Origin of the sequence: Epilithonimonas caeni DSM 17710 (assembly GCF_000426465.1) — a bacterium.
Taxonomy (GTDB): domain Bacteria; phylum Bacteroidota; class Bacteroidia; order Flavobacteriales; family Weeksellaceae; genus Epilithonimonas; species Epilithonimonas caeni.
The window spans coordinates 119,867-145,377 of record NZ_AUFK01000014.1; the positions used below are offsets into that span (position 1 = coordinate 119,867).

Below are 25,511 nucleotides of genomic sequence, written 5' to 3' on the forward strand. Positions count from 1 at the left end.
TTATAGAGGTTTAACGAAATCATTTGCAACTACGAACTTGGTAACGATCGGTAACTTTTGAGCAGCAAGCCTAAGTGCTTCTTTTGCCACATCATAAGGTACTCCACCAACTTCGAACATAATTTTACCTGGTTTCACTACAGCTACCCAATATTCCACAGCACCTTTACCTTTACCCATACGTACTTCCGCTGGTTTTTTGGTAATTGGTTTATCCGGGAAGATCTTGATCCATAGTTGACCTTCTCTTTTCATATATCTTGTAGCGGCGATACGAGCAGCTTCAATTTGTCTTGCAGTAACCCAAGCTCCCTCTGTAGCTTTGATTCCGAAAGTTCCGTAAGCAAGTTGATTACCTCTTTGAGCAATCCCCTTCATTTTCATCTTATGAACTCTACGGAATTTGGTTCTTTTTGGTTGTAACATAATTTCTTAAATTTTAGATTTTAGAATTTAGATTTTAAAAAAGTAACGGTCATTTAAAAACTATCCTCTAAAATTTTATTAATTATTTCTTCTTGGTTTTCTGTCGCCTCTTTCTCCTCTGTCGTTTCTCTCGTTTCTACCTCCAGCCGGCGCTTTTTTCTGCTGTCCCACAAGTGGAGTAAGGTCTCTTTTACCGTACACTTCTCCTTTCATGATCCAAACTTTAACACCTAGCTTACCGTATTGAGTCAATGCTTCACCGATGTGATAATCGATATCTGCACGGAAAGTAGATAAAGGTATTCTTCCTTCCTTGAAGTTTTCAGAACGTGCCATCTCTGCTCCGTTCAACCTTCCAGAGATCTGAACTTTGATACCTTCAGCACCCATTCTCATTGTAGAAGCGATTGCCATTTTCACAGCTCTTCTGTAAGAGATACGGTTTTCGATTTGCTTAGCGATGCTGTCAGCAACCAATACTGCATCTAACTCAGGTCTCTTGATCTCGAAAATATTGATCTGGATATCTTTTCCAGTCAATTTCTTCAATTCCTCTTTTAGCTTGTCAACTTCCTGTCCACCTTTCCCGATAATTAAACCCGGTCTAGCAGTTGTGATCGTTACAGTTACTAATTTAAGTGTTCTTTCTATAAATATTTTTGAAATACCACCTTTAGATAATCTTGCTTCAAGGTATCTTCTGATTTTGTAATCCTCAGCGATTCTATCACCGTAGTTTTTACCACCAAACCAGTTAGAATCCCATCCTCTGATGATACCTAATCTGTTACCAATTGGATTTGTCTTCTGTCCCATACCTTGAATTAATTTTTAGTACCTAAGATTAATGTAATGTGGTTTGATCTTTTTCTGATTCTATAACCTCTACCTTGTGGAGCAGGTCTTAGTCTCTTCAATTGTCTTGCACTATCTACAAATATTTCTTTAACGATAAGGTTGGCTTCTTCGATGTCAGCACCTTCGTTTTTAGTTTGCCAGTTAGCAATTGCAGAAAGTAATACTTTTTCTAATTTCTCAGAAGCACCTTTCTTTGAATACTTTAGAATAGACAAAGCTTTCTCCACCTCTACTCCTCTAATGATATCAGCAACTAATCTCATTTTTCTAGGAGAAGAAGGGCAATCGTTGTGTAACGCTTTTGCCACATCTTGGTTTGCTATTTTACGTGCTAATGCACTTTCTCTTTTTCTTGATCCCATGATTATCTACCTCCTTTATTTTTGTTACCACCGTGACCTCTGAAAGATCTTGTCGGAGAAAATTCGCCTAACTTGTGACCAACCATGTTTTCTGTAACATAAACCGGGATAAAAGATTTCCCGTTGTGTACAGCGATAGTTTGTCCTACAAAGTCTGGAGAAATCATAGATGCTCTAGACCATGTTTTGATTACAGTCTTCTTACCAGACTCTACATTTGCCTGAACCTTTTTATCTAAAGTATGATGAATAAATGGTCCTTTTTTAAGTGATCTTGCCATAATTATTTACGTTTAGATATGATATGACGGTTAGACGCTTTGTTTTTCTTTCTAGTTTTGTAACCTTTAGCCGGTTTACCGTTTCTAGATCTTGGGTGACCTCCGGAAGAACGTCCTTCACCACCTCCCATTGGGTGATCAACTGGGTTCATAACTACTGGTCTTGTTCTTGGTCTTCTACCTAACCATCTGCTTCTACCAGCCTTACCTGATACCGTTAACTGATGATCTGAGTTAGAAACAGACCCAACCATTGCATAACACTCAGTAAGGATCATTCTGGATTCTCCTGAAGGCAATTTAACGATTGCATATTTTCCGTCTCTGGAAGTCAATTGAGCAGAAGAACCAGCACTTCTTGCAAGGATAGCACCTTGTCCCGGTTTCATTTCAATACAAGAGATAACAGTTCCCAAAGGAATGTTTTTCAGTTTCATTGCATTACCTACATTAGGCTCAACGCTTTCTCCAGAAACAACTTTCTGATCAACTTTGATACCGTTTGGAGCGATGATATATCTCTTTTCTCCGTCTGCATACTCCAATAGAGCAATAAATGCAGTTCTGTTCGGATCGTACTCTACAGTTTTTACCGTAGCTTCAACATCATGCTTGTTTCTTTTGAAGTCGATAATTCTGTATTTCTTTTTGTGTCCACCGCCGGTGTAACGCATGGTCATTTTACCAGTTTGGTTACGTCCACCTGACTTTTTAATACCAACTGTCAGAGATTTCTCTGGTTTGTTGGTAGTAATTTCCTCAAAGTTATTTACAACTCTGAATCTCTGTCCCGGGGTGATAGGTTTTAATTTTCTAACAGACATTACTATTATTTATAATTAATTAATTTGTTGCGAAAATATCAATAACTTCTCCAGCAGCCAATGTTACCACAGCTTTTTTCAATTTATTGGTCTTTCCAACTTGAAGTCCTTTTTTTGTATGCTTAGCAGAAACTTTAGGCGCATAGATCATGGTTCTAACGTCCGCTACTTTTACACCGTAAGCTGCCTCTATAGCACCTTTGATCTGGATCTTGTTTGCTTTTGGGGCAACCAAGAAAGAATAAGCACCTCTTAGATCTGTAAGATAGTTTGCTTTTTCCGAAATAATTGGTTTAATAATAAGTGACATGATCTATTTCTTTAAGTTTTCCTGAAATTTTTCTACTGCATCTTCTAAGAAGATAATCTCACCTGCGTTGATCAAATCATAAGAAGAAATCTCGTTATAATTCAATACTCTTGTCTTAGGCAAGTTTCTTGAAGATAAATATACATTCTTGTTAGCCTCAGGAAGTACGAACAATGATTTCTTACCTGTAAGAGTCAAAGCATCCAACAATGTGATGAATTCTTTGGTCTTAGGAGCTTCGAAAGTCAAATTCTCTACAACTCTGATACTGTTATCTCTCAATTTTTGAGAAAGAACAGATTTTTTAGCCAATCTTTTAAGCGCTTTGTTCAATTTGAATCTGTAGTCTCTTGGTTTTGGACCAAAAACTCTACCTCCACCTTTGAAAGTTGGCGACTTGATATCACCATATCTTGCAGAACCTGAACCTTTTTGCTTTTTAAGCTTTCTTGTAGAAGCAGTAATTTCGCTTCTTTCTTTTGATTTATGAGTACCTTGTCTTTGTGCAGCAAGATATTGTTTAACCTCTAAGTAAACCGCATGCTGATTTGGCTCAATTCCGAAAACTGTTTCGTCTAGAGTTACTTTTCTTCCGGTTTCTTTTCCTGATGTATTTAATACTACTAGTTCCATTTCTTGATAATTACATAAGAATTTTTAGCTCCCGGAACAGCACCTTTTACTACTAAAAGATTTTGTTCTTCATCCACTTTTAACACTTGAAGGTTCTGAACAGTAACCTGCTCACCTCCCATTCTTCCAGCCATTCTCATCCCCTTGAATACTCTAGAAGGATCCGACCCAGCACCGATAGAACCTGGAGCTCTAAGCCTGTTGTGCTGTCCGTGAGTTGCCTGCATTACACCTCCAAAACCGTGTCTTTTAACAACACCTTGGAAACCTTTACCTTTAGAAGTTCCAGTCACATCCACATACTCACCTTCTGCAAACATGCTAACTTCCACTTTGTCTCCTATCTTCACTTCGTGCTCGAATGCATTTCTGAATTCTACCAACTTAGCCTTAGGAGTTGAACCAGCCTTTTTGAAATGACCAGCTAACGCTTTACCAACGTTCTTCTCACTCTTGTCATCGAAACCTAGTTGTACGGCAACGTATCCGTCAACCTCTTCGGTTCTGACCTGTAAAACCGCGCATGGACCAGCCTGAATAACTGTACAAGGAATATTCTTCCCAGCTTCGTCAAACAAAGATGTCATACCGATCTTTTTACCAATAATACCTGACATTATTTATATATATCTATTATATTAAAACTTAGCATTTTAGTGGTGTTTGTAATATTCTATGTCTGAAATAGGCATACTCCTTCCCTAAAATGAGTGTGCAAATTTATGAATATTTTTTATATTGACAAATAAATATTCGGAAATTATTTGATAATTTGTGAGTTACGAGATTTTAGCAGAATATCTATTTTAGAATCGGTGTTTGAGTAATATATTTATAATTCCTGATTTTTATTCTGATATTTGCTTTTATGCTTACTCTCGGCTGCATCTATAGAGTAGCATTTATGAATATTCTCAGCTTGCTTGGATAGTTCCGCGATCTTCACAAAATATTGATGAAGCTGATCCAACTCTTTCTCTGTGAGATCTTCTATATCCACCATCCTGTTGCTTGCTTGTTTGTTTGCCGCTATCAATTCGTTAAGTTTCAATTGGATGGCTTTACTATCTTTATTCTGTGCTTTTTGAATCAGAAAAACCATAAGAAAGGTAATAATGGTGGTTCCTGTATTGATCACCAATTGCCACGTTTCCGAATAGTGGAAAACAGGACCTGTGACCGCCCAGATCACAACTATCAGGACTGATCCTATGAAAGCAGATGAACTCCCAGTAAAATTGGTTGCCCAATTTGAGAATTTCTCAAAAAGATTTTTATTATTCATTTTTTTATTTCCAAAGTTAATTAAATAAACATTTCATCATAAAAAGAAAAAAGGCCTCCAAAGTGGAGACCTTTTTCTTGATAGTTATTATATTAGAATCACTAATCTTTTACAAATTTAGTTTTAACTACAATTCCATTATTATCTATGTTGATAAAGTAAACGCCCTTCGTTAGTCTGTTAACCAAAACCTTGCCCGTTGACAAAGTTCCCTTGGAAACGATCTGACCTGCAGTATTGAAAATCTCGTAAGATGAAGAAGGAGAAGCATTAGAAACATTCAGTACATCTTTTACAGGATTTGGATAAATCTGAACGGATTTTGTATTAACATCCGATACTGCCAAATTGGTTTTTGTAATTGTAAAGTTCGCATCCGAAACATCGAAGAAAATATTTCCGTTAGCTTTTACCATAATTCTTGCAGTTGTTGTATCCAGATTTGGAAGAATAACAGATTCGGAGCCATCATTAGGTACCGAAGTTGCCAAAGTCGACCAAGTAGTGCCACCATCCGTAGAGATCAGGATGTCAACATTGGCACAACTGACTGGTGATGCAGTAGTAGAAGCTACATCCCAAGTTACTGTCTGTGTACTTGCACCAGCATAACTAACCGCAGTGTTGGGAGCCGTTACTTTGAATGGGCCAGAAGCCTCATTGACTGTAACTTTCATATCATCATAACCATTAGCTCCTCCTCCTGTTTTATTATCCCTCACGGTCAGTCTGAAATTAAGCGTTCTTGCAACACTTGGAAGGTATTCTACATTTAATTCTGTAGCAGCAGTGAAAAGTGCACCGGTCAAAACAGTTGTCATATTAGGAAAATATCTTGTTGGAGAAGTTGTCGGCAAATAAGACCTGAAATTAACGCCCGAAGTTTTTGTTGCCGTTGGATTTGTTGTTGATGAGTTTTGAAGATCAAACTGCTCCCAATCATAAGTAAGACTATCCCCATTAGCATCAGTTGCGGAGCCTGTTAACATAAAAGGAGTACTTTTCGGAATTGTATAATCCGCTCCGGCGTTTGCAACAGGGGCAGTATTCCCGTTAGAGGTATTTACCGAGCAATTCCCTAGTGTAGTTTTCATATAATTCGTTATATCCCTGATCGAAGCAGCATGGAAATAAGCATCAGAATGTGCCTGAACATCTTTAGCAGTAATCCCGGCATATCCCATGATCGTAGAACCGGAACCAGGCTCCATTTGTGACGGGTTACCTTCTGCCCCATGTGTAAAAGTATGCCATCCTCCAAATTGGTGGCCCATCTCGTGTGCCACATAATCTATATCAAAATTATCTCCAACAGGTGTACCACTTCCCGGGGAAGTAAATCCCTGTCCCTTATGCTTATACCACTGGTAAGTTGAGTCATATGTATTACTGCTATCGCACACACATCCTATACACCCGGCAGAACCACCTCCACCAGAACGTCCAAACAAATGCCCAATGTCATATTTAGCATCTCCAATACCATAAGTTGTTCCCATTAAAACAGCCTTAAGCTCGTTATTCCAAGCTCCAGCAGCTCCTGTAGCCGCTGCCGAATATGGATCCGTGCTTGCACTTGTAAAAATGATATTTTCTTCCTCAGCAATTAGGTTCAAATGAATGGAAAATTCACTTTCAAAAACACCATTTACACGTGTCATTGTATTATTCATTCTAGCTAAAGCATTGGCTACCGACCCTGCCCAGGCACCATATTCTCCCGTACAAGACAACGCCAATCTGTATGTTCTTAGCAGTCCATCATCAGCACTCTTTCCATCTACGTTATCGGAATTCCTTTTTGTAAGATTAGGAACTTTACATTCAAATTCTTTCGCAATACCTTTATCATCTGTTCTTTTGAAAACAACATAAGAAGACAGGTCTGCCGTGTATGGCTCTATGATATCAACGGTCCTATCGCTATGCATTTCCATTGTAGATAAACCAAATTGAGAAACACTAAAGTAGATTTTCGAGTCTCCAAATACGCTTTCACCAACATAGGATCGGATGTCAGCATATTTCTCCTGCAATGCTGGTTCAAAATTTGATTTTTCATAGATCCTGAAATCTTCAAATTCACCCTCAGAATTTGGAAAACTTAAAATGATTTTGGAATTTATATGATCAGTGCTTTTCGGAGCTCCTTTCAAAGCCTCTTTCAATCCTGTATGATCCAGGGAGTACAAATTTGGATTTTTAAGAAACCGCATATTTTCTTCAATAGCGGATCTGTTTGAGAAAGATGTTCTTTTCCACAACTTTCCGGTTTGCGCAATTCCAGCTAAGGATGCTGAAATCAACGCTAGTGATAAAACTTTCTTCATATTTTTAAAATTAAGGCGACAAATGTAATATTTTATTGCGATTATTTTATTATTTCAAAAAAAAATTTAAAATTTTAACAATTTGATTTAATTTATCTATTCAAAAAAGTGTTTTTAATAAATTTATCAAATAAATTATTTAAGTTTTTTTTAAGCTGTCTTAATTTTTTTAGCATTCCAATATGAACAAAAAAATCCCTCTTCTTTCGAAAAGGGATTTACTATCATAGCAAAATGTGAATTATCACACTTTAATTTCTACGTCAACTCCTGAAGGAAGTTCTAATTTCATTAGAGCATCAACAGTTTTAGAAGAGGAAGAGTAGATATCCATCAATCTCTTGTGAGCTGATAATTGAAACTGCTCTCTAGCTTTCTTGTTTACGTGCGGAGATCTCAACACAGTGAAGATCCTCTTGTTCGTAGGCAATGGAATTGGTCCGTTTACAACAGCACCAGTAGCCTTTACCGTTTTTACGATCTTCTCAGCAGACTTGTCTACCAAGTTGTAATCGTAAGATTTTAATTTTATTCTGATTCTTTGTGACATTTCTTGTACTTTAAAAATTAACCTTTTGCTTTAGCAATGATATCTTCAGCAACGTTTTGCGGAGTAGCCTGATACTTCTCTAATTCCATAGAAGAAGTAGCTCTTCCTGATGAAAGTGTTCTTAGAGTAGTTACATATCCAAACATCTCAGACAATGGAACTGAACCTTTGATAACAACGGCACCGTTCTTTTCTTCCTGTCCACTGATTGTTCCTCTTCTCTTGTTAAGGTCACCAATGATGTTACCCATATATTCTTCCGGAGTTACAACCTCCAATTTCATAATAGGTTCCATAATCACTGGCTTAGCAGCACGTCCCGCTTCTTTGAATCCTAATTTAGCAGCCATTTCAAAGGAAAGAGCATCAGAATCCACCGCGTGGAAAGATCCATCCTTAAGAACAACTTTAATACCTTCAACTTCGAAACCAGCCAAAGGACCGTTTTTCATTGCAGCTTTAAAGCCTTTTTCAATTGCAGGAACAAATTCCTTAGGAACGTTACCCCCTTTGATCTCATTGATGAATTCTAAACCAACTTTACCTTCGTCTGCAGGTCCTAGTTCAAATACAATGTCAGCAAATTTACCTTTACCTCCAGATTGCTTTTTGTAAACCTCTCTGTGGCTGGCAACTTTTGTTAAGTTTTCTTTGTACTCTACCTGAGGTTGTCCTTGGTTTACTTCAACTTTGAACTCTCTCTTCATACGGTCTACAATGATATCCAAGTGAAGCTCACCCATACCAGAGATGATCGTTTGTCCAGAAGCTTCGTCTGTTCTTACAGTAAATGTAGGATCTTCTTCAGCCAATTTAGCTAGAGCGTTACCCATTTTATCCTGGTCAGCTTTAGTTTTAGGCTCAACAGCGATACCAATTACCGGATCAGGGAAAACCATTGATTCTAGAACGATCGGGTTTTTCTCGTCACACATTGTATCACCAGTTTTTATAGATTTGAATCCAACAGCAGCACCAATATCACCAGCTTCAATATATTCTACCGGGTTTTGCTTGTTAGCGTGCATCTGATAGATTCTTGAGATTCTTTCTTTATCTCCTGAACGAGTGTTCAAGATATAAGAACCAGCATCCAGTCTTCCAGAATAAGCTCTGAAGAATGCTAATCTTCCCACGAACGGGTCAGTAGCAATCTTAAACGCTAGAGCAGCGAAAGGCTCATCTACAGATGGTTTTCTTGTGATCTCAGCATCAGTTCTTGGGTCAGTACCTTTGATATCATCTTTATCTAATGGAGATGGCAAGTATTTACATACTGCATCCAGCATAAACTGTACTCCTTTATTCTTGAATGAAGAACCACAAGTCATTGGGATAATAGAAAGATCGATAGTCGCTTTTCTAAGAGCTTCGTTGATTTCCTCTTCAGAGATAGAATCTGGATCTTCGAAGAATTTCTCCATCAAAGTCTCATCGTAGTCAGCAACAGCTTCTACTAATTTCTCTCTATATTCCAGAACTTCAGCCTTCATGTCCTCAGGAATTGGCACTACCTCGAAAGTAGCTCCTTGTCCTGCTTCATCCCATATGATCGCTCTGTTTTTAATTAAGTCAACTACACCTTTGAAGTCCTCTTCTGAACCGATTGGTAAAACGATTGGAACTGCATTAGATCCCAACATCGTCTTAACCTGGTTTACCACATTAAGGAAGTCAGCACCTTGTCTGTCCATTTTGTTTACGAATCCCATTCTAGCAACTTTGTAGTTGTCAGCAAGTCTCCAGTTTGTTTCAGACTGTGGCTCCACTCCATCTACTGCAGAGAAAAGGAATACCAATCCATCCAATACTCTCAAAGATCTGTTAACTTCTACTGTGAAGTCAACGTGTCCCGGTGTATCAATGATGTTGAAGTGGTAAGGTTTAGTTTCTGGTAAAGTTTTTCCTTGGTCTGTTGGAAAGTTCCAAGAACAAGTAGTTGCAGCAGAAGTAATTGTAATACCTCTTTCTGCTTCCTGCTCCATCCAGTCCATTGTAGAAGCACCATCGTGAACTTCACCAATTTTGTGGTTTACACCTGTATAGAATAAAATCCTTTCTGTAGTGGTAGTCTTACCTGCATCAATGTGAGCAGCAATACCAATATTTCTTGTAAATTTAAGATCTCTTCCCATTTCAGATTAGAATTTAAAGTGTGAAAACGCTTTGTTAGCTTCCGCCATTTTGTGAGTATCACTCTTTTTCTTGTAAGCAGCACCTTCTTCTCTTGAAGCAGCTACAACTTCGTTAGCCAATTTCAAAGCCATGGACTTATCATTTCTAGCCTTAGAATATTTGATCAACCATTTCATTGCCATAGAAATTTTTCTATCAGCTCTGATCGGCATCGGGATCTGGAAGTTGGCCCCACCTACTCTTCTGGAACGTACTTCTACGTGAGGCATAACGTTTGTCAATGCATCTTTCCAGATTTCTAATGAAGTTTTTTCCGTATCTCCTTTTTTAGTTTCCACGATATCCAATGCATCATAGAATATTTTGAATGCGATTGACTTCTTACCGTCAAGCATCAAGTTGTTTACGAATCTAGTTACCAATTGATCATTAAACTTTGGATCTGGTAACAACGGTCTTTTTTTCGCTTTTGTCTTTCTCATTGTTTCTGTACCTTATTTAATGATTACTTTTTCTTTCCTTTAGCTGGTGCTGCAGCTGCCTGACCTGGTTTTGGTCTCTTAGCTCCATACTTGGACCTTCTCTGAGTTCTTCCACTAACACCCGCAGTGTCCAGTGCTCCTCTTACGATGTGATAACGTACTCCCGGTAGGTCTTTCACCCTTCCTCCGCGTACCAATACTATCGAGTGCTCTTGAAGATTATGTCCTTCGCCCGGGATATAAGCGTTGACTTCTTTACCGTTTGAAAGTCTTACCCTTGCAACTTTTCTAAGTGCAGAGTTAGGTTTCTTAGGAGTGGTAGTATATACTCTCGTACATACACCTCGTCTTTGTGGACAAGAATCAAGGGCAGCCGATTTACTCTTCTTGGTAAGTGCGACTCTTCCTTTTCTAACTAATTGTTGAATAGTAGGCATTTAATTGCTTTTTATTTTAGGGTGCAAAAATATGAATAATTTTTTAATCTACAAGTAGTTATGAAAAATTAATTTGTGATAGAATTTTCCAATATTATTCTTCATCACTTTTTATGAAAATCATTTTAAGAATACTATTTTTGGAAAGATTATTGATAATTACCGAATCACAAATAATGCTTATTAATTTAAAAAAATTCAATTCATTAATTATAAAATTACAAGAACTATGAAAAATGCGACATTGATCGGACTGAAAGAAGCAGACTGTAAAAAAATCTCCGAAAAACTGAATATCCTTTTGGCCAACTATTCTGTTTTTTATCAAAACACGAGAGGTTCACACTGGAATATAAAAGGAGAGCAATTCTTCACCCTTCATCCCAAATTCGAGGAACTTTACAACAGTCTTGTTTTGAAAATCGATGAGATTGCGGAAAGGATCCTGACCTTAGGTGCAACTCCCGACCATAATTATTCAGATTATTTGAAAGTTTCCACCATCAAGGAAAGCAAAGAGGTAAGCGATGGAAACAAAAGCGTAGAAATCATCCTTAATTCTTTCAAAGTCGTGATCGATCTACAACGGGAGCTTCTCGACATTACAGACGAAGCAGGTGACGAGGGAACCAATTCCCAAATGAGTGACTACATCACAGAACAGGAAAAAGAGGTCTGGATGTACAATTCTTATCTTGGCAAATAGAACATCAAAAAATCCTGCTATCGGAAGCAGGATTTTTTTCATTTATAATAATGTTTCTCAACATTGTTATTAAGATCGAATTTTTTAAGATTTTGCCAAAGGATATTTGCTTCTTTTTCATTAACAGCATACCAAACAACTGTCTGATCGGCAACTCCCATTTTTTTCTTAATTGTCCATGACACAACCGGAATCCAATCCGATGGAACGCCATCTGGAAACCATGCCGGATAGATAACCGCCACTCGGAATTTATTTTTCCTAATAATTCCCGACATATAATCGTGGTATTTTTTTTCAAAGACCTTTATATCCAGATGCTTGTTTTCAAGATAGAAACCTGCAACATTGGTAGAAGCTAAGCCCGCAATGTCAAATATTTCGACATTGGAAAAATAAGAGATCGCCCCGATATCATTGGCTACAATTTTCTGATTTGGATAGAAACGGTATAAAAATCTGGCCATTTCTATCTGTTGTTCTTCTATATTTTTTGAAGCATATTTAACAACCTTATAATTAAATATACTGATATAAATGCTATACAATAATACTACTGAGAATGAACCCAAAATAAGCTTCTTATATAAAGAAAATTTTCCATTCACTTGTTTTTGTTTGAAAAAAGCAACAACGACCGGGATAATAATTAAAACTAAAGCAGCCATAAGATAACTTTCGTATCTATAACGTATCACAGCAAAAAGACTATGCAAAACAATTGTTCCTAAAACAGTGATGGCGACAATTTCATCATTGATTAATTTTCTCCATTCAAAAGTTTTATACTTTGATAAAAAGTAGAAGAACAGAATAAGAAACGGCGCTAAAAACAATTTATAAAAAGAAACATTAAGTAAGATCCCATTTTTGAAAATATTCCAAACACTTACCAAAAAATTAGACTCCGGATAATTTCCTTTCATCAGAAGTGAGTTTGGAAAAAAATAACCGCCACTTCTAACTGAAAAAATCCCGAAAATAATTATTGGTAAAAATCCGGCAAAAAAAACCATCAGACCCTCTTTCCAATTTTTCCTTAACAATAGTAAAAATGCTAAAATTGAAATAAAAAACATACTCTCAAACCTTACTGCTCCGAATAGTATTGAAACAAAAAATAATTTAATACAATCATAGTTAGCAAAACCAGATCTCAGATTCTTTACAAGATAATAAAGCATCATGACAGTTAGAAGAATATGCAAGGTCTGCTCCATCCCTATAAGTACCATATAGCAAAGTTGACAATAGGGAATAAGCAAAATCAATCCCCATAGAACCTCATTCTTTCCGTAAAAATCACGAAAATATTTGTAAGTATAATAGACCGTGGCATAACCCGCAACAACATTGACAATTAGAGGATAATAAATACTATCTCCAAATAATTTTATCAATACGCTAAGTACAAGCGTATATAGAATAGATGATGATGCACTATCGAAGCTACCGGGATTGACACCCCAGACTCCGTTTTCAGCAAAATTCCTTGCAAGAGAAAGATGAATATAGGCATCATCTAACGGATATATAAATACACTTCCAGAGAGATTGCTATATGCCAGGTAAAAATAAAATCCTAATATAAAAGTAAATAATATAATCAAAAAATACAGGTATCTGCGCATAGTTTTCATTTTTGCTTGCGAAAATAATCATTAAATTTTTAGAAAATACATTAACTAATTCGATTATCGATTATATTTGCTCTTTAATTTCACACAGATTTGAAAAAAATTCTATTCTTTTTATTGATTTCCAATTTCTTATTCTCTCAGTGGAGCATCTCCAATGCGGAAAGAAATGCACTTGTAAGTATATATAATTCTACAGATGGCGAAAACTGGAACAGAGCATGGGACTTGGAAAAGGATCCCAAAACGTGGTTCGGGGTCTCTATAAAAAATGGCGTGGTTGATGAGCTCAACCTTACAGGCAATGCCCTGAAAGGTGCTTTCCCGACATTTGTCTCATCACTTACCCATCTTACCAAGCTAGACCTTAGTAACAATCAGCTCTCAGGAGAGGTTCCAATGGGAATCTCCTCATTAAGTTCCTTGACCAAGCTGGATATCAGCAACAACAGATTAAACGGCGATCCTACCAATTCCTTGACAGGATTTTTCAATGTCCAAGATCTCGCTTTGGGTGGTAATAGCTTTACAATCCCAGATGTCAATGGATTATTACAAAGTTTTAATAATATCAAAAGTCTTAACATTGCTAACCTCGGACTTCAAAGCATCCCGGCAAGAATCACCACCTTCTCAAATCTTGAAAGCCTTACCCTGGACAACAATCCAATTTTGGCAAATGCTTACGGCAATATCGCCGGGCTTTCAAAGCTGACCTCTCTTTCGCTTTCAGGCAATTCTTTAACACAAATCCCAACTCAGGTTACCTTACTGACACAACTTACCAGTCTTGACCTGAGCAACAATAATTTAACTGAGCAAAACACCTCCGGATTATCGACATTGATAAACTTGGAATGGCTTTCTTTGGAAAGCAATCAATTCTCACAGATACCTTCTCAAGTTTCTTTGTTGAAAAAACTTCAAACCCTGAATCTTGGAAGAAATAAGATCTCAGGAGGGACTTCTATATTGGCAGGACTTCCGGTCCTTCAGCAATTGTTCCTGAACAACAATCTATTGTCGGGCAATATCCCTTCAGAATTTTTGGGAATGCCAAAACTATTGATGCTGAATCTCAATAGCAATCAGCTCTCTGGCGACCTCGATGACAAATTGCCGGAAATAACACATCTTAGTAACAACCGATTTAACAAAAACCAGCTATCCAATTACATTGTTGACTATAATGAGCAGACAGAGCTCAACTATTCACCTCAGCGTTATGATGGAGAAAAAGAAGTTCTAGGCGTTATCGGGCAGCCTGCCAAACTGGAACAATCGCTTTCTGGGAGCGAATATACTTTCACTTGGTTCAAAAACCTGGACCAAAAGATGAATATCACTACAACAGACCTCAGCTTCAACAGTGTTGACGAATCAGATTATGCCACTTATACGGCCGAAGCTTACACTTATTCTGTTTTAAATAATTCTGTTGTATTTGACTTGTCACTTTTCAGAGAGCCAATTTCTTTGGTAAAAGTTCTGGGTACAGCAGAATCTTCTAAATATTTCAACATTTACCCAAACCCAACGTCTGATCATCTTCATATCGTAAGTTCAAAATATGACATCCAAAAAGTTCATATCTATGATTTCAGCGGTAAACAAATGCTTTCAGAAACCAGATCGAAAATCGATGTTTCAAAACTTCCAAGCGGCGTTTATATGTTGATCATCAAAACACAGGAAGGGAACAAAAACTTCAAGTTCATCAAACAGTAATTTTTCAGGAGCTTGATCCCGCTATCCGCTGTATCTTTTTTTCGCTCGGTCGGCTTCGCTGCGCTCCGCCGCCTCACTCAAAAAAGGATGCCGCTACTATCGGGGCTATTAAGTGGTGTCTTCAAATTTAGATTTAGCAAAAAATCTATTATCTATCAGTCTATCATCTTCCGTCTATTTTCCATTTCACAAAAAATATTATCTTTGAGACCTATCGATAATTAAGAATGGAAACCCAAAAATATACCCCTAAAAATAAGGTAAGAATCGTAACCGCAGCTTCATTGTTTGATGGTCACGATGCTGCGATCAATATTATGCGCCGTGTCATCCAGGGAACGGGATGCGAAGTCATTCACCTTGGCCACGACAAATCTGCAGAGGAAGTTGTAAATACTGCAATTCAGGAAGATGCGAACGCAATTGCTTTAACGTCTTATCAAGGTGGTCACAACGAATATTTTAAATACATCTACGACCTTTTAAGAGAAAAAAACTCGCCGCAAATCAAAATTTTCGGTGGCGGTGGTGGTGTAATTCTACCGGAAGAAATCGAAGATATCATGGCTTATGGAATCGACAGAATCTATTCTCCTGACGATGGTCGTGAACTTGGTCTTCAGGGAATGATTGATGATTTGGTAAAAAAATCAGATTTTGCAACCGGAAAGGATGTTGAAGCAAGCGATTTGGATTCTATCAGTTTTGAAAATTCTACAAGCATTGCAAAAATCATTTCGGCAGTAGAAAACTTTTCAGAAGAAAAACCAGAATTGGTAAAAGCGATTGATGAAAAATCGAAAGACCTGAACATTCCCATCATCGGTATCACTGGTACGGGTGGAGCTGGGAAATCTTCATTAACAGACGAATTGGTAAGACGTTTCCTACGTTCCAATACAGATAAAAAAATTGCCATCATCTCGATTGACCCTTCAAAAAAGAAAACCGGAGGTGCACTTTTAGGTGATAGAATCCGTATGAATGCGATCAATGATCCTAGAGTTTATATGCGTTCGATGGCGACAAGAGAGAACAACGTTTCTGTTTCTCCGTTCATTCATTCTGCTTTGAATGTTTTAAAATTGGCTCATCCTGATGTTATTATCCTTGAAACATCAGGTATCGGACAATCAGGTTCGGAAGTTTCTGATTTTGCAGATGTTTCCATGTACGTGATGACTCCTGAATATGGAGCTTCAACACAGTTGGAAAAAATCGATATGCTAGACTATGCGGATTTAGTTGCTTTAAATAAATCTGACAAAAGAGGCGCTCTTGACGCGCTTCAAGCCGTAAGAAAACAGTTCCAGAGAAATCATTTATTATGGGATAAGCAATTGGATGAAATGCCGGTTTATGCAACAAAAGCATCTCAGTTCAATGACCACGGAACGACGGAATTGTACAACAGATTGGTTTCCAAAGTAAACGAAACCCTTCGACAGGCTCAGGGTGACAATGCTCCTCAGTTTCAAACATTTGTCGAACAGGAAATTACGGAAGAAGTAACAATTATCCCTCCAAAAAGAGTTCGTTATTTATCTGAAATCGTTGAAAACAACAGACAATATGATGCCAATGTAGAAAAACAGGCTGAGCTGGCGAGAAAAATGTATCATATTGAAGGAGTGAAAAATTTTCTTTCCAATGAAACTTTAGACGCCGAATATCAAAAGGCAGAAAAAGAACTTCAACAGGAAAATATCGACTTCCTGAAATCTTGGGATGATACGAAAAAAGCCTTCCATGAAGAGTTTTACTCCTATTTCGTAAGAGGAAAAGAAATTAAAGTTGAAACCTCAACAGAATCTTTATCCCACCTAAGAATTCCAAAAATTGCTTTACCAAAATACAATGATTGGGGTGACCTGATTAAGTGGAAAGGTCAGGAAAACCTTCCGGGAAGCTTCCCCTACACCGCAGGAATTTACCCTTTCAAAAGAACAGGAGAAGATCCAACAAGAATGTTCGCAGGAGAAGGAGGACCTGAAAGAACCAACAGAAGATTCCATTACGTTTCTGCAGAAATGCCTGCAAAACGTTTGTCTACCGCCTTTGACTCGGTTACATTATATGGACAGGATCCAGCCTTACCACCGGATATTTATGGTAAAATCGGAAATGCGGGAGTTTCTATTGCAACATTAGATGATGCTAAAAAACTATATTCTGGATTTGATCTGGTAAATGCCATGACTTCTGTTTCAATGACGATCAACGGACCTGCTCCGATGTTGCTTGCTTTCTTTATGAATGCAGCGATCGACCAAAACGTTGAAAAATATATCGTTGAAAATGGTTTAGAATCTAAAGTTGAGGAAGTTTTAAAAGCAAAATTCGATGATAAAGGTTTAGCAAGACCAAAATATAACGGAGAACTTCCACCTTCCAACAATGGTTTAGGTTTGAAATTATTAGGAATCACTGGAGACGAAATTATTCCTGCAGAAGCTTATGCTGAAATTAAAGCTAAAACCATCGCAACAGTTCGTGGAACCGTTCAGGCGGATATTTTAAAAGAAGATCAGGCTCAAAACACTTGTATTTTCTCCACTGAATTTGCTTTGAGATTAATGGGTGACGTTCAGGAATATTTCATTAAAGAAAAAGTAAGAAACTTCTACTCTGTTTCTATCTCAGGATATCACATTGCAGAAGCGGGTGCCAATCCTGTTTCTCAGTTGGCATTTACCTTGGCAAACGGTTTCACATATGTTGAATATTATTTGTCAAGAGGAATGGACATCAATGATTTTGCACCGAATTTATCTTTCTTCTTCTCCAACGGTATCGACCCTGAATATTCAGTAATCGGGCGTGTGGCGAGAAGAATCTGGGCAAAAGCAATGAAATTGAAATACGGAGCCGACGAAAGAAGCCAGATGTTGAAATATCACATACAGACTTCAGGACGTTCACTTCACGCTCAGGAAATTGATTTCAACGATATCAGAACGACTTTACAGGCGCTTTACGCTATCTATGACAACTGTAACTCATTGCACACCAATGCTTATGACGAGGCTATTACCACTCCGACTGAGCAGTCTGTAAGAAGAGCAATGGCGATTCAGCTGATTATCAATAAAGAATTAGGTCTAGCGAAAAACGAAAATCCGCTTCAAGGGTCATTTATTATTGAAGAATTAACGGATCTTGTAGAGGAAGCTGTTTATGCAGAATTTGATAGAATCACAGAAAGAGGTGGTGTGTTGGGTGCGATGGAAACGATGTATCAACGTTCAAAAATCCAGGAAGAATCCATGCATTACGAATGGTTGAAACATACCGGAGAGTATCCGATCATCGGGGTAAATACGTTCTTAGGAAAAGACGGTTCACCAACCGTACTTCCGGGAGAAGTTATCCGTTCTACTGAAGAGGAAAAACAAGCTCAGATTGAGACTTTACACAACTTCCAAAAAGCTAATGAAAACAGATCTGAAGAAGCATTAAGAAAACTTCAACACGCAGCAATCAACCAGCAAAACTTATTCGAGGTAATGATGGATGCCGTGAAATATTGTTCTCTTGGGCAGATTACCAATGCTTTGTTTGAAGTGGGAGGTAAGTATCGTAGAAATATGTAGACGAAGGTCGCCAGCCAATTATTTAAAATCAAACCTCAAAGAAATTCTTTGAGGTTTTTTTGTATTTTTACAAAAAATAATTTTCTATGAAAAAACTTTATCTCTTATTTTTATTATTCTCTTTTTATAACTTTTATTCTCAAGAAAATTTAAATTTAAAAAATCTTCTACAGGTTAATACAAATACACAAGGAAAAATAACTCCAAATTTTATAAAAACGGACACAAATGGTAATATTTACTCGAATACTATAGTTTCAGGACAACTGAATTTCTTTAATAAAAGTTTAAATATTGGAAATAATAAAGCAAGTGTATTTGCCAAATTAAATCCTAGCGGAATCATCGCTTGGAGTTCAATGCTGGTTTCTTCAGATTTAGAATCCTCTTCATACTCAAACTCAGACCATAATATTGACATTAGACCTAACGGAGAAATGATTTATGGAATCAGAACTTCAGCTGATAGTTTTTTTTATGATAGTGACGATATATCAACACCCTTAAACAACTTTAGCCACGAAATCATAAAATTATCTAGTAATGGAAAATTAAAATGGAAAAAAACTATAATAAATCCCGCAAACTTTTCTGCAAAATTACAATGTTCATATGACCAGAACGGAGATATTATCATTTGGTATTATCAACAGATGCCACAGGAACAGACAGGAACAGAAGTGATTTTTGACAACACCTCTTTAGGTTCTATAAAAAGCTTTATTGCTAAACTTAATGGAGAAACAGGAAATGTTGAATATGTAAAATCATATAAAGATTTAGACGCTTATATAGGAACTATTTTATTTGATGAGAATAACGAAATGTATATTTTTTATGAACCAATAGATGAGCATACAAATAAAATTTATAATTTCGGAAATATTCAGATTATGGGGAATGATGATTATTTTAATTTCTTTATGATTAAATTTAATCAAAATGGCGAACCTATTTTTGGTAAAAATTTTTATGAAAGTATACCTGCTGGAACTTATAAATATAGTTGGCCAATAGATGTTAAATATGATGGTAATAATTTCATTACTTATGAAGTTATAGGTTCTCAAAGTCCAATTTTTATTGGACTTGACAATAATTTTTATTCTAATCCTTATTCTAATAAAACTCTCGCAAATTCTATCTCAAAGATTACAAAAGAGGGACAAGTTTTAGGGACATTACCTATTTTCACATCTGGAACTTATGATTATAATTCGTTTGACGTGGATAAAAACGGGAATACCTACATCTATGGTAGATGGTTTGATAAAGTACATATTCAGGATAAAGAATATTCATTGCCATCTTACAGTTCTAATGTCTTAAAAGTCTATTCAAATGGAGTAGTTGATTTTTTTGAACCATTGGTACAAAATTCATTTCAAGATAATAATCAGAAAATATCAATTGTGCCGAATGGAAACATTTTATTGAGTGGCAATACATCTGCAATTTCTATCAAAAACCACCCAATTAATAGTTTAGGTGGAGACAATTATTATATTGCTGTTCTAGAAGAAGAAGTTCTAAAAACTGACGAAGTCAATAAAATCAGCATTAATATTTATCCTAATCCAACCTCTGATTTTATAAACATCATTACAAAAGAAAAAATAAACAATATTGATATTTATGACTCCACAGGAAGAAAAGTCACCGCAGAATACAAATTAAACAACCAAATTGATGTTAGAAAATTAATTAATGGAATTTATTATATAAAAATAAAAACCGACAAAAATAATTTGACTTCAAAATTCATTAAAAAATAAAATCAAACCGCAGAAATTTCTGCGGTTTTTTTATTACCAAAATTCACGGTTTACTTTTTGATTAGCAACAACAATCAAATCAAAAAAACTATGAAATCGCTTTGCGATTACATATGACATTTAAAAATAACTAAATACTCATATGAAACTAAAATCTCCCGAACCATTCTGGCTCGTCAAAGACGGACTGAAACATTCTTATCCTTCACTTCGAGAAGATATCGAAACTGAAATATTAATTGTCGGTGGCGGAATCACCGGTTCTCTTCTCGCTCATCAAATGATAAAAGACGGCTACAAAACTGTTTTAATTGACCGTCGGGAAATCGGGAACGGAAGCACAAGCGCTACAACTTCTATGCTGCAATATGAGATTGATGTTCCATTATTTGAACTCTCAGAAATGATCGGGAAAGAAGGTGCGGAAAAATCTTATTGGGCGTGTTATAATTCTATTGATGATTTGCAGAAAATTGCGAAAGAAGTGAAATCGGATTGTGGTTTCAAGAAAAAACAATCGCTCTATTTTGCGGCACTCAAAAAGGATGTTCCAGATTTGAAAAAGGAATTCGAAGCTAGAAAAGCAGCGAAGTTTCCTGTAAAATGGCTTTCAGCCGAAGAAATCAGTAAAAAATTTAAAATCGATAATACTTTTGGTGGAATCTTATCTGAACAAGGCGGAAGTATTGATGCTTTTTGCCTTGCTCACGACATTTTGCATTACAACTACAAAAAAGGATTACAAGTTTTTGATAAAACCGACATTATCAAATTCGATTATAAGAAAAACGGAGTTACGGCAACCACTGATTACGGAAATACAATCAAAGCTAAAAAAGTAATCTTCTGCAACGGTTTCGAAAGTACAGAGATCATCAAAGACGACTTTGTAGATCTGCTTTCGACTTACGCTATCGTTGGCGAACAAAATGAAAAAAAACATACGGAACTTAACAATTTATTGGTATGGAATACCGCCGAACCATACATCTATATGCGAACCACTGACGACAAACGGATTCTGATTGGTGGTGAAGATGAGGAATTTGTCAATGCCCATAAAAGGGATTCTTTGCTTCACGAAAAGGAAAAAAAACTGGTCAAAAAACTTGATAAATATCTTCCTGAAAACGATTTCCGAACTGACTTTGTCTGGGCCGGAACTTTCGGAGAAACCAAAGACGGATTACCCTACATCGGCGAACATCCGGATTTTCCAAGCGCCTATTTTGTTTTAGGGTTTGGGGGAAATGGAATTACATTTTCGGTGATCGGGATGGAAATGACTTCTGATTTTCTAAAAGGCAAAAAACACGAGTTGACCAAATATTTCAGGTTTCGAAGATAATTGTCTTATGAGAATCTGGGATTTCATTTTTTATTCTAAATTTGGAATAAACTTAAACAAATGAAATCACTATTTACAATTCTGTCATTAGTCTTATTTTTTTCATTCATCAATGCTCAGAATAAAGACTTTGACCAAAAATTAGCAGATTCTCTCGGAGCCGACCAATATGGGATGAAATCCTATTATTTAGTTATTCTCAAAAAAGGAAAAGCTGAAATCAATGATAAAGCCAGGAAATCAGAATTGATGAAAGGTCATATGGAAAACATCAACAAACTGGCAAAAGATGGAAAACTGATTGTTGCAGGACCAATGGCTGAGAAAAATGATAAAAATTATTCAGGAATTTTCATTCTGGATGCGAAAACAAAAGAAGAGGCTGAAAGTTTAGTTTTGACCGACCCTTCTGTAAAATCAGGAATTTTTGATGTTGAAATTTATAAATGGTATGGTTCCGCTGCACTTCCGCTCTATTTGAAATCCCACGATAAGGTCACCAAAGTTCATTTCTAAAAATTCTCCAAAACACAAAAACCACTACAAAATAGTGGTTAATTGAAAAATTTAGTTTCTATGAATTTTGATTTGATTTTTTTCGGTCGCATTGATGATCTTTGAAACATCATCCGGTGTGAATTTCCCTTTTACATCTACAAAAATACTCTGGTCATTATCATCATTCACAGTAATGATCATTCTTTTGATAATGTCGTTGGTCTGTTGCGCATTGATACTTACAACCTGACCTTGCTGTTTTACAGACATCCATTCTTCGTAGTTATTATTGGTAAGGTATTTTTGGAATTCTGCTTTAACTGGTGTTTTGGAACTTTCAACAATCAAGACTTTTACATCGCTGATTTTCTTCACCAAGTCTATCACTTCCTGACTTTCACCATCTTCTTTCAAAGCCTGCTTCACATAAGACTTTGCCAAAAAAGTCGGAACATTGATACTTACAAAAGTCGAACTTTCCTTGAATCCCGGATTATCAAAAAAATCGGTGTGAACTTTTTTCTGAGAAACCATACACGATTGTAGAAAGAAGCCGACAATCGTCAAAATGATAATGTATATAAATCTTAACATAATTTTAGTTTATTGAGTTAATAGTTGAGCCCGTCATTTCGTTGGCAGATTTTGTCACTTTAGAAGGATTTCCTTTGTATTGTACAGACGCTGCTGATGTTGCACTTGCTGTTAAACTTTCTGTTGTATTGATTTTCACACTTGCTCCGGAAGACGCATCCACAACTGCAGATTTTGTTACGAAATCTCCTGCTGAGATAGAACTCCCACTGCTTGCGCTGTAAACTCCCGAATCTGCTTTTCCTGATAATTTGATAGAACTTCCGCTGCTTGCTTCCAAAGCCAGAGATCTGGTCTCCAGATTCATCTTCACACTTACACCGGAAGAAACATCCAATGCCGTGTTTGTAGAAACTTTAAAGCTTCCCGAAACCTGCGACCCAGATGAACAGCTTGCCGCAAAAGTATTCTCGTTAACTGGTGTAACCGCTTTGAAGGTAGAACCAGATTTAGTAATCAACTTTGATAATTTCGGACCCGAAACAATGACTTTTAATTCATTGAATCTTAAATTCTTAACACCTTTGTTTCTTACGAAAATTTTCAGAACACCATTTTCAACCTCTGTAATTACATATTGTTGTTTTTCCGGCTCTACTTTTACAACCACACTTTGTTTTGGACTTTGGCTGAACTCCACCTCCACTCCCGAAGATGTTTCTATCCCATTAAATGCAGGAACATTTCTCTCACTTCCAACATTGGACGTACCAGCATTATCCGTGGTGGTAAAAGTTGTTGTTCCCGAACCATTGGTTATAGTATGAGTGGATGTACTGTTTTTAGAAAATGTGGATGAAGTGATTGTTTTTGCAGGATTAATAGAGGTTACGTTTTGAGTTTGCTCCATCAGTCTATTTACATCATCCATAGAGATTTTCCCATCCAACATCATCAGAACAGAACTCTCTTCTGAATTGATATTGAGAATCAGATTATCCATAACATTCGCTGTGATATCTTGAGCCATAAACTTGATTTTAGCATCACGATTGTTCACGCTTACTAATTCTTCATACTTCATATTTTTGAGAGAATTGGTAATTTCCTTTTCGATTCTTCCGGTCTGTGATAAGATTTTTTGGTCAACTTCGTCCGGATTCATAGATACTCTCGGCTTTTCAAGAACCAGCATTTTAAGTCCATTAACTTTTCCTAAAAGCGGTTGAATCTTACTAAGTTCTTCATTATCGATTTTTAGATTATTCAATAATTTGAACATAGGTTTAGCAATCTTAATAGAGGTCACACCTTCTGTGTCCTGATATTTATCAAAAAGCTTATTGAGTTCTTCTGTCTGCCCGAAAATATTCGTCGAGAGAAGAAATAATACGATTAATATTGATATTTTTTTCATAAGTAATTTATAATTTGTCTAAGGTCTTATGCGATCGCCATTTTATTTAGTACTATTTTCGGAATATCCTTCAAAAGCGATTTCATTTTGATTAATTAATATTTAAAAATTAAGAATCCTGTAAAAGTCTAATGATTGACTTTGAGCAGACTCTGCGTGATTTATGGTTTGGGTAACGTTACTTGCAAAATAATTAAAAGTATCCTCTGTCACAGCAATAGCTTCCTGTTCGTTGTAGATTGGTTTTCCATTGATGATAACATAATTGGGATCATACTCCGAATCTGAGTTTACTTTATCTTGGTTTTGATTATCTGATTTAATTTGTTCTGGTTTATGATAAGCGAATTGAGTTTTTGATTTCTGAGTTTCAACCGTATTTTTCTTCTCAACATTTTGTTGAGCCAAAACTGATTTTTGATTTGAAACTTTTTCAACTGGGGAAACTTTTGGAGCTTCAACCTTCTTAGGAGTTTCTGTATGTTTCACAATTTGAGGTTCAATATCCCCCGGATCGTTAAACATCCAAAATCCACCGATTCCCATTAATAAAACTAAACTCGCCGCCATCCAATATTGTGTATAAGATTTTCTTTTCACAATTGGAAGCGCAACTATTTTTGCCTCCTCTGTTTTCTTTAAAAAATCCTCGAAGCTTATATCTAGTTTCTCCTGTTTCTCTTCTTGTAGAAAAGAAAAATATGGATTATCGCTTTCATTTTTCAGGAACAATTCCTCTTCCGGCGTCAACTCTTCGCCTTCGAAGAATTTAGATTCCCAATCCTTGTATCTGTCGGTTTTCATACGCATAAAGTTTGTTAATCGATTCTTTCACTTTTTGTCTGGCTCTCATCAGGTTGACCCTGACTGCATTTTCTTCCATCTCCATCATTTCCGAGATCTCCGAGATCTCATATTCCTCGACATCTTTCAAGTGAATGACCATTTTTTGTTTCTCGGGCAGCTGGTTGATAAATCCCAAGATCTGCTCCCTCATATTATTGGTTTCTATCTGATAAAGTTCTGATTGATGTCTTGTCTGGCTTGCAAATCCGAGTTTCACATCGTGATGTTTTAGACGGTTAAGACATTCATTTTTTACACTTCGCAGGGCAAAACTTTTCAGATTTTCTACAACCGCTAATTCATCTTTCTTTTGCCAGAACTTCATCATCAGATCCATTACCACATCTTCGGCCTCGTCTGCGCTCATCAAAAACTTTTTCGCAAAACGATACATCTCATCCTTGAGAATAAATACCGTTTGTTTAAAGTTTTCTTGAGTCATAGATCCAGTTTAATGTTTTGAGGTTCAAAGTTTTCAGTTTTGAAACCTTATCAATTCTTGGTTGTTTAAAAGT

The 25,511-nt window shown here is 36.5% G+C and carries 25 protein-coding genes; 6 read left to right on the forward strand and 19 right to left on the reverse strand.

Going from position 1 to position 25,511, the window contains the following annotated elements; all coding sequences use genetic code 11:
• From rplP to rpsL, 14 genes are all read right to left on the reverse strand, one after another.
• Positions 1-426, reverse strand: a complete 426-nt coding sequence (gene rplP, locus K319_RS0108710) for a 50S ribosomal protein L16 (RefSeq protein WP_027383314.1) — start codon at positions 424-426, stop codon at positions 1-3.
• Positions 427-504: 78 nt separating this feature from the next.
• Positions 505-1,242 (reverse strand): 30S ribosomal protein S3, encoded by a 738-nt coding sequence (gene rpsC / locus K319_RS0108715; protein ID WP_027383315.1) that lies wholly within the window; start codon positions 1,240-1,242, stop codon positions 505-507.
• An 8-nt stretch (positions 1,243-1,250) separates the two neighbouring features.
• Positions 1,251-1,646 carry a 50S ribosomal protein L22 gene (gene rplV / locus K319_RS0108720; RefSeq protein ID WP_027383316.1) on the reverse strand — a complete coding sequence of 132 codons (396 nt, stop codon included), beginning with the start codon at positions 1,644-1,646 and terminating at the stop codon, positions 1,251-1,253.
• Between the two features lie 2 nt (positions 1,647-1,648).
• Positions 1,649-1,927 (reverse strand): 30S ribosomal protein S19, encoded by a 279-nt coding sequence (rpsS, locus tag K319_RS0108725; protein ID WP_027383317.1) that lies wholly within the window; start codon positions 1,925-1,927, stop codon positions 1,649-1,651.
• Between the two features lie 2 nt (positions 1,928-1,929).
• Positions 1,930-2,751, reverse strand: a complete 822-nt coding sequence (gene rplB / locus K319_RS0108730; RefSeq protein ID WP_027383318.1) for a 50S ribosomal protein L2 — start codon at positions 2,749-2,751, stop codon at positions 1,930-1,932.
• A 19-nt stretch (positions 2,752-2,770) separates the two neighbouring features.
• A complete protein-coding gene (gene rplW, locus K319_RS0108735; protein ID WP_027383319.1) occupies positions 2,771-3,061 on the reverse strand; it encodes a 50S ribosomal protein L23 in 291 nt (96 codons plus the stop codon).
• Positions 3,062-3,064: 3 nt separating this feature from the next.
• A complete protein-coding gene (gene rplD / locus K319_RS0108740; RefSeq protein ID WP_027383320.1) occupies positions 3,065-3,694 on the reverse strand; it encodes a 50S ribosomal protein L4 in 630 nt (209 codons plus the stop codon).
• On the reverse strand, positions 3,685-4,311 hold the full coding sequence (gene rplC / locus K319_RS0108745) for a 50S ribosomal protein L3 (protein ID WP_027383321.1): 627 nt from the start codon (positions 4,309-4,311) through the stop codon (positions 3,685-3,687). The genes rplD and rplC overlap by 10 nt, the downstream gene beginning before the upstream one ends.
• Positions 4,312-4,526: 215 nt before the next feature.
• On the reverse strand, positions 4,527-4,979 hold the full coding sequence (locus K319_RS0108750) for a low affinity iron permease family protein (protein ID WP_027383322.1): 453 nt from the start codon (positions 4,977-4,979) through the stop codon (positions 4,527-4,529).
• Positions 4,980-5,080: 101 nt separating this feature from the next.
• Positions 5,081-7,309: a zinc-dependent metalloprotease gene (locus K319_RS20060; RefSeq protein ID WP_051230545.1), complete on the reverse strand. Its 2,229-nt coding sequence runs from the start codon at positions 7,307-7,309 to the stop codon at positions 5,081-5,083.
• A 244-nt stretch (positions 7,310-7,553) separates the two neighbouring features.
• Positions 7,554-7,859 (reverse strand): 30S ribosomal protein S10, encoded by a 306-nt coding sequence (gene rpsJ / locus K319_RS0108760; protein ID WP_002661363.1) that lies wholly within the window; start codon positions 7,857-7,859, stop codon positions 7,554-7,556.
• A gap of 17 nt (positions 7,860-7,876) precedes the next feature.
• The gene (gene fusA, locus K319_RS0108765; RefSeq protein ID WP_027383323.1) at positions 7,877-9,994 is read right to left on the reverse strand and encodes an elongation factor G; all 2,118 of its coding nucleotides are present in this window, start codon (positions 9,992-9,994) and stop codon (positions 7,877-7,879) included.
• 6 nt (positions 9,995-10,000) lie between these two features.
• Positions 10,001-10,477, reverse strand: coding sequence for a 30S ribosomal protein S7 (gene rpsG / locus K319_RS0108770; protein WP_027383324.1), 477 nt, complete (start codon positions 10,475-10,477; stop codon positions 10,001-10,003).
• Between the two features lie 23 nt (positions 10,478-10,500).
• Complete coding sequence (gene rpsL / locus K319_RS0108775) at positions 10,501-10,914, reverse strand: 30S ribosomal protein S12 (protein WP_027383325.1); 414 nt, start codon at positions 10,912-10,914, stop codon at positions 10,501-10,503.
• Between the two features lie 229 nt (positions 10,915-11,143).
• Between rpsL and K319_RS0108780 the strand changes: the two genes are divergently transcribed.
• Positions 11,144-11,620, forward strand: coding sequence for a Dps family protein (locus K319_RS0108780; protein WP_027383326.1), 477 nt, complete (start codon positions 11,144-11,146; stop codon positions 11,618-11,620).
• 38 nt (positions 11,621-11,658) lie between these two features.
• On the opposite strand, the gene K319_RS0108785 is transcribed toward K319_RS0108780, so the two are convergent.
• Positions 11,659-13,251 carry a glycosyltransferase family 39 protein gene (locus K319_RS0108785; protein WP_027383327.1) on the reverse strand — a complete coding sequence of 531 codons (1,593 nt, stop codon included), beginning with the start codon at positions 13,249-13,251 and terminating at the stop codon, positions 11,659-11,661.
• A gap of 99 nt (positions 13,252-13,350) precedes the next feature.
• Between K319_RS0108785 and K319_RS0108790 the strand changes: the two genes are divergently transcribed.
• From K319_RS0108790 to K319_RS0108810, 5 genes are all read left to right on the forward strand, one after another.
• Positions 13,351-14,985, forward strand: coding sequence for a T9SS type A sorting domain-containing protein (locus K319_RS0108790; RefSeq protein WP_027383328.1), 1,635 nt, complete (start codon positions 13,351-13,353; stop codon positions 14,983-14,985).
• Between the two features lie 227 nt (positions 14,986-15,212).
• Complete coding sequence (locus K319_RS0108795; RefSeq protein WP_027383329.1) at positions 15,213-18,578, forward strand: methylmalonyl-CoA mutase family protein; 3,366 nt, start codon at positions 15,213-15,215, stop codon at positions 18,576-18,578.
• 86 nt (positions 18,579-18,664) lie between these two features.
• A complete protein-coding gene (locus tag K319_RS0108800; protein WP_027383330.1) occupies positions 18,665-20,353 on the forward strand; it encodes a T9SS type A sorting domain-containing protein in 1,689 nt (562 codons plus the stop codon).
• A gap of 142 nt (positions 20,354-20,495) precedes the next feature.
• On the forward strand, positions 20,496-21,701 hold the full coding sequence (locus K319_RS0108805; protein ID WP_027383331.1) for an NAD(P)/FAD-dependent oxidoreductase: 1,206 nt from the start codon (positions 20,496-20,498) through the stop codon (positions 21,699-21,701).
• Positions 21,702-21,761: 60 nt separating this feature from the next.
• On the forward strand, positions 21,762-22,217 hold the full coding sequence (locus tag K319_RS0108810) for a YciI family protein (protein ID WP_027383332.1): 456 nt from the start codon (positions 21,762-21,764) through the stop codon (positions 22,215-22,217).
• Between the two features lie 51 nt (positions 22,218-22,268).
• Here K319_RS0108810 and K319_RS0108815 read toward each other — a convergent pair whose 3' ends face one another.
• The 4 genes from K319_RS0108815 to K319_RS0108830 form a co-directional block, all read right to left on the reverse strand.
• Complete coding sequence (locus K319_RS0108815; protein ID WP_027383333.1) at positions 22,269-22,793, reverse strand: DUF4252 domain-containing protein; 525 nt, start codon at positions 22,791-22,793, stop codon at positions 22,269-22,271.
• Between the two features lie 4 nt (positions 22,794-22,797).
• Complete coding sequence (locus tag K319_RS21005) at positions 22,798-24,150, reverse strand: DUF4252 domain-containing protein (protein ID WP_051230550.1); 1,353 nt, start codon at positions 24,148-24,150, stop codon at positions 22,798-22,800.
• A gap of 102 nt (positions 24,151-24,252) precedes the next feature.
• Positions 24,253-24,954, reverse strand: a complete 702-nt coding sequence (locus K319_RS0108825) for a hypothetical protein (protein ID WP_027383334.1) — start codon at positions 24,952-24,954, stop codon at positions 24,253-24,255.
• The gene (locus K319_RS0108830) at positions 24,920-25,438 is read right to left on the reverse strand and encodes a sigma-70 family RNA polymerase sigma factor (RefSeq protein ID WP_027383335.1); all 519 of its coding nucleotides are present in this window, start codon (positions 25,436-25,438) and stop codon (positions 24,920-24,922) included. Before K319_RS0108830 ends, K319_RS0108825 begins: the two co-directional genes overlap by 35 nt.
• Positions 25,439-25,511 lie beyond the last annotated feature (73 nt).

Coding starts and splice junctions, on each gene's coding strand:
- rplP (WP_027383314.1), bottom strand. CDS start 426: ATGTTACAACCAAAAAGAACCAAATTCCGTAGAGTTCATAAGATGAAA.
- rpsC (WP_027383315.1), bottom strand. CDS start 1,242: ATGGGACAGAAGACAAATCCAATTGGTAACAGATTAGGTATCATCAGA.
- rplV (WP_027383316.1), bottom strand. CDS start 1,646: ATGGGATCAAGAAAAAGAGAAAGTGCATTAGCACGTAAAATAGCAAAC.
- rpsS (WP_027383317.1), bottom strand. CDS start 1,927: ATGGCAAGATCACTTAAAAAAGGACCATTTATTCATCATACTTTAGAT.
- rplB (WP_027383318.1), bottom strand. CDS start 2,751: ATGTCTGTTAGAAAATTAAAACCTATCACCCCGGGACAGAGATTCAGA.
- rplW (WP_027383319.1), bottom strand. CDS start 3,061: ATGTCACTTATTATTAAACCAATTATTTCGGAAAAAGCAAACTATCTT.
- rplD (WP_027383320.1), bottom strand. CDS start 3,694: ATGGAACTAGTAGTATTAAATACATCAGGAAAAGAAACCGGAAGAAAA.
- rplC (WP_027383321.1), bottom strand. CDS start 4,311: ATGTCAGGTATTATTGGTAAAAAGATCGGTATGACATCTTTGTTTGAC.
- K319_RS0108750 (WP_027383322.1), bottom strand. CDS start 4,979: ATGAATAATAAAAATCTTTTTGAGAAATTCTCAAATTGGGCAACCAAT.
- K319_RS20060 (WP_051230545.1), bottom strand. CDS start 7,309: ATGAAGAAAGTTTTATCACTAGCGTTGATTTCAGCATCCTTAGCTGGA.
- rpsJ (WP_002661363.1), bottom strand. CDS start 7,859: ATGTCACAAAGAATCAGAATAAAATTAAAATCTTACGATTACAACTTG.
- fusA (WP_027383323.1), bottom strand. CDS start 9,994: ATGGGAAGAGATCTTAAATTTACAAGAAATATTGGTATTGCTGCTCAC.
- rpsG (WP_027383324.1), bottom strand. CDS start 10,477: ATGAGAAAGACAAAAGCGAAAAAAAGACCGTTGTTACCAGATCCAAAG.
- rpsL (WP_027383325.1), bottom strand. CDS start 10,914: ATGCCTACTATTCAACAATTAGTTAGAAAAGGAAGAGTCGCACTTACC.
- K319_RS0108780 (WP_027383326.1), top strand. CDS start 11,144: ATGAAAAATGCGACATTGATCGGACTGAAAGAAGCAGACTGTAAAAAA.
- K319_RS0108785 (WP_027383327.1), bottom strand. CDS start 13,251: ATGCGCAGATACCTGTATTTTTTGATTATATTATTTACTTTTATATTA.
- K319_RS0108795 (WP_027383329.1), top strand. CDS start 15,213: ATGGAAACCCAAAAATATACCCCTAAAAATAAGGTAAGAATCGTAACC.
- K319_RS0108800 (WP_027383330.1), top strand. CDS start 18,665: ATGAAAAAACTTTATCTCTTATTTTTATTATTCTCTTTTTATAACTTT.
- K319_RS0108805 (WP_027383331.1), top strand. CDS start 20,496: ATGAAACTAAAATCTCCCGAACCATTCTGGCTCGTCAAAGACGGACTG.
- K319_RS0108810 (WP_027383332.1), top strand. CDS start 21,762: ATGAAATCACTATTTACAATTCTGTCATTAGTCTTATTTTTTTCATTC.
- K319_RS0108815 (WP_027383333.1), bottom strand. CDS start 22,793: ATGTTAAGATTTATATACATTATCATTTTGACGATTGTCGGCTTCTTT.
- K319_RS21005 (WP_051230550.1), bottom strand. CDS start 24,150: ATGAAAAAAATATCAATATTAATCGTATTATTTCTTCTCTCGACGAAT.
- K319_RS0108825 (WP_027383334.1), bottom strand. CDS start 24,954: ATGAAAACCGACAGATACAAGGATTGGGAATCTAAATTCTTCGAAGGC.
- K319_RS0108830 (WP_027383335.1), bottom strand. CDS start 25,438: ATGACTCAAGAAAACTTTAAACAAACGGTATTTATTCTCAAGGATGAG.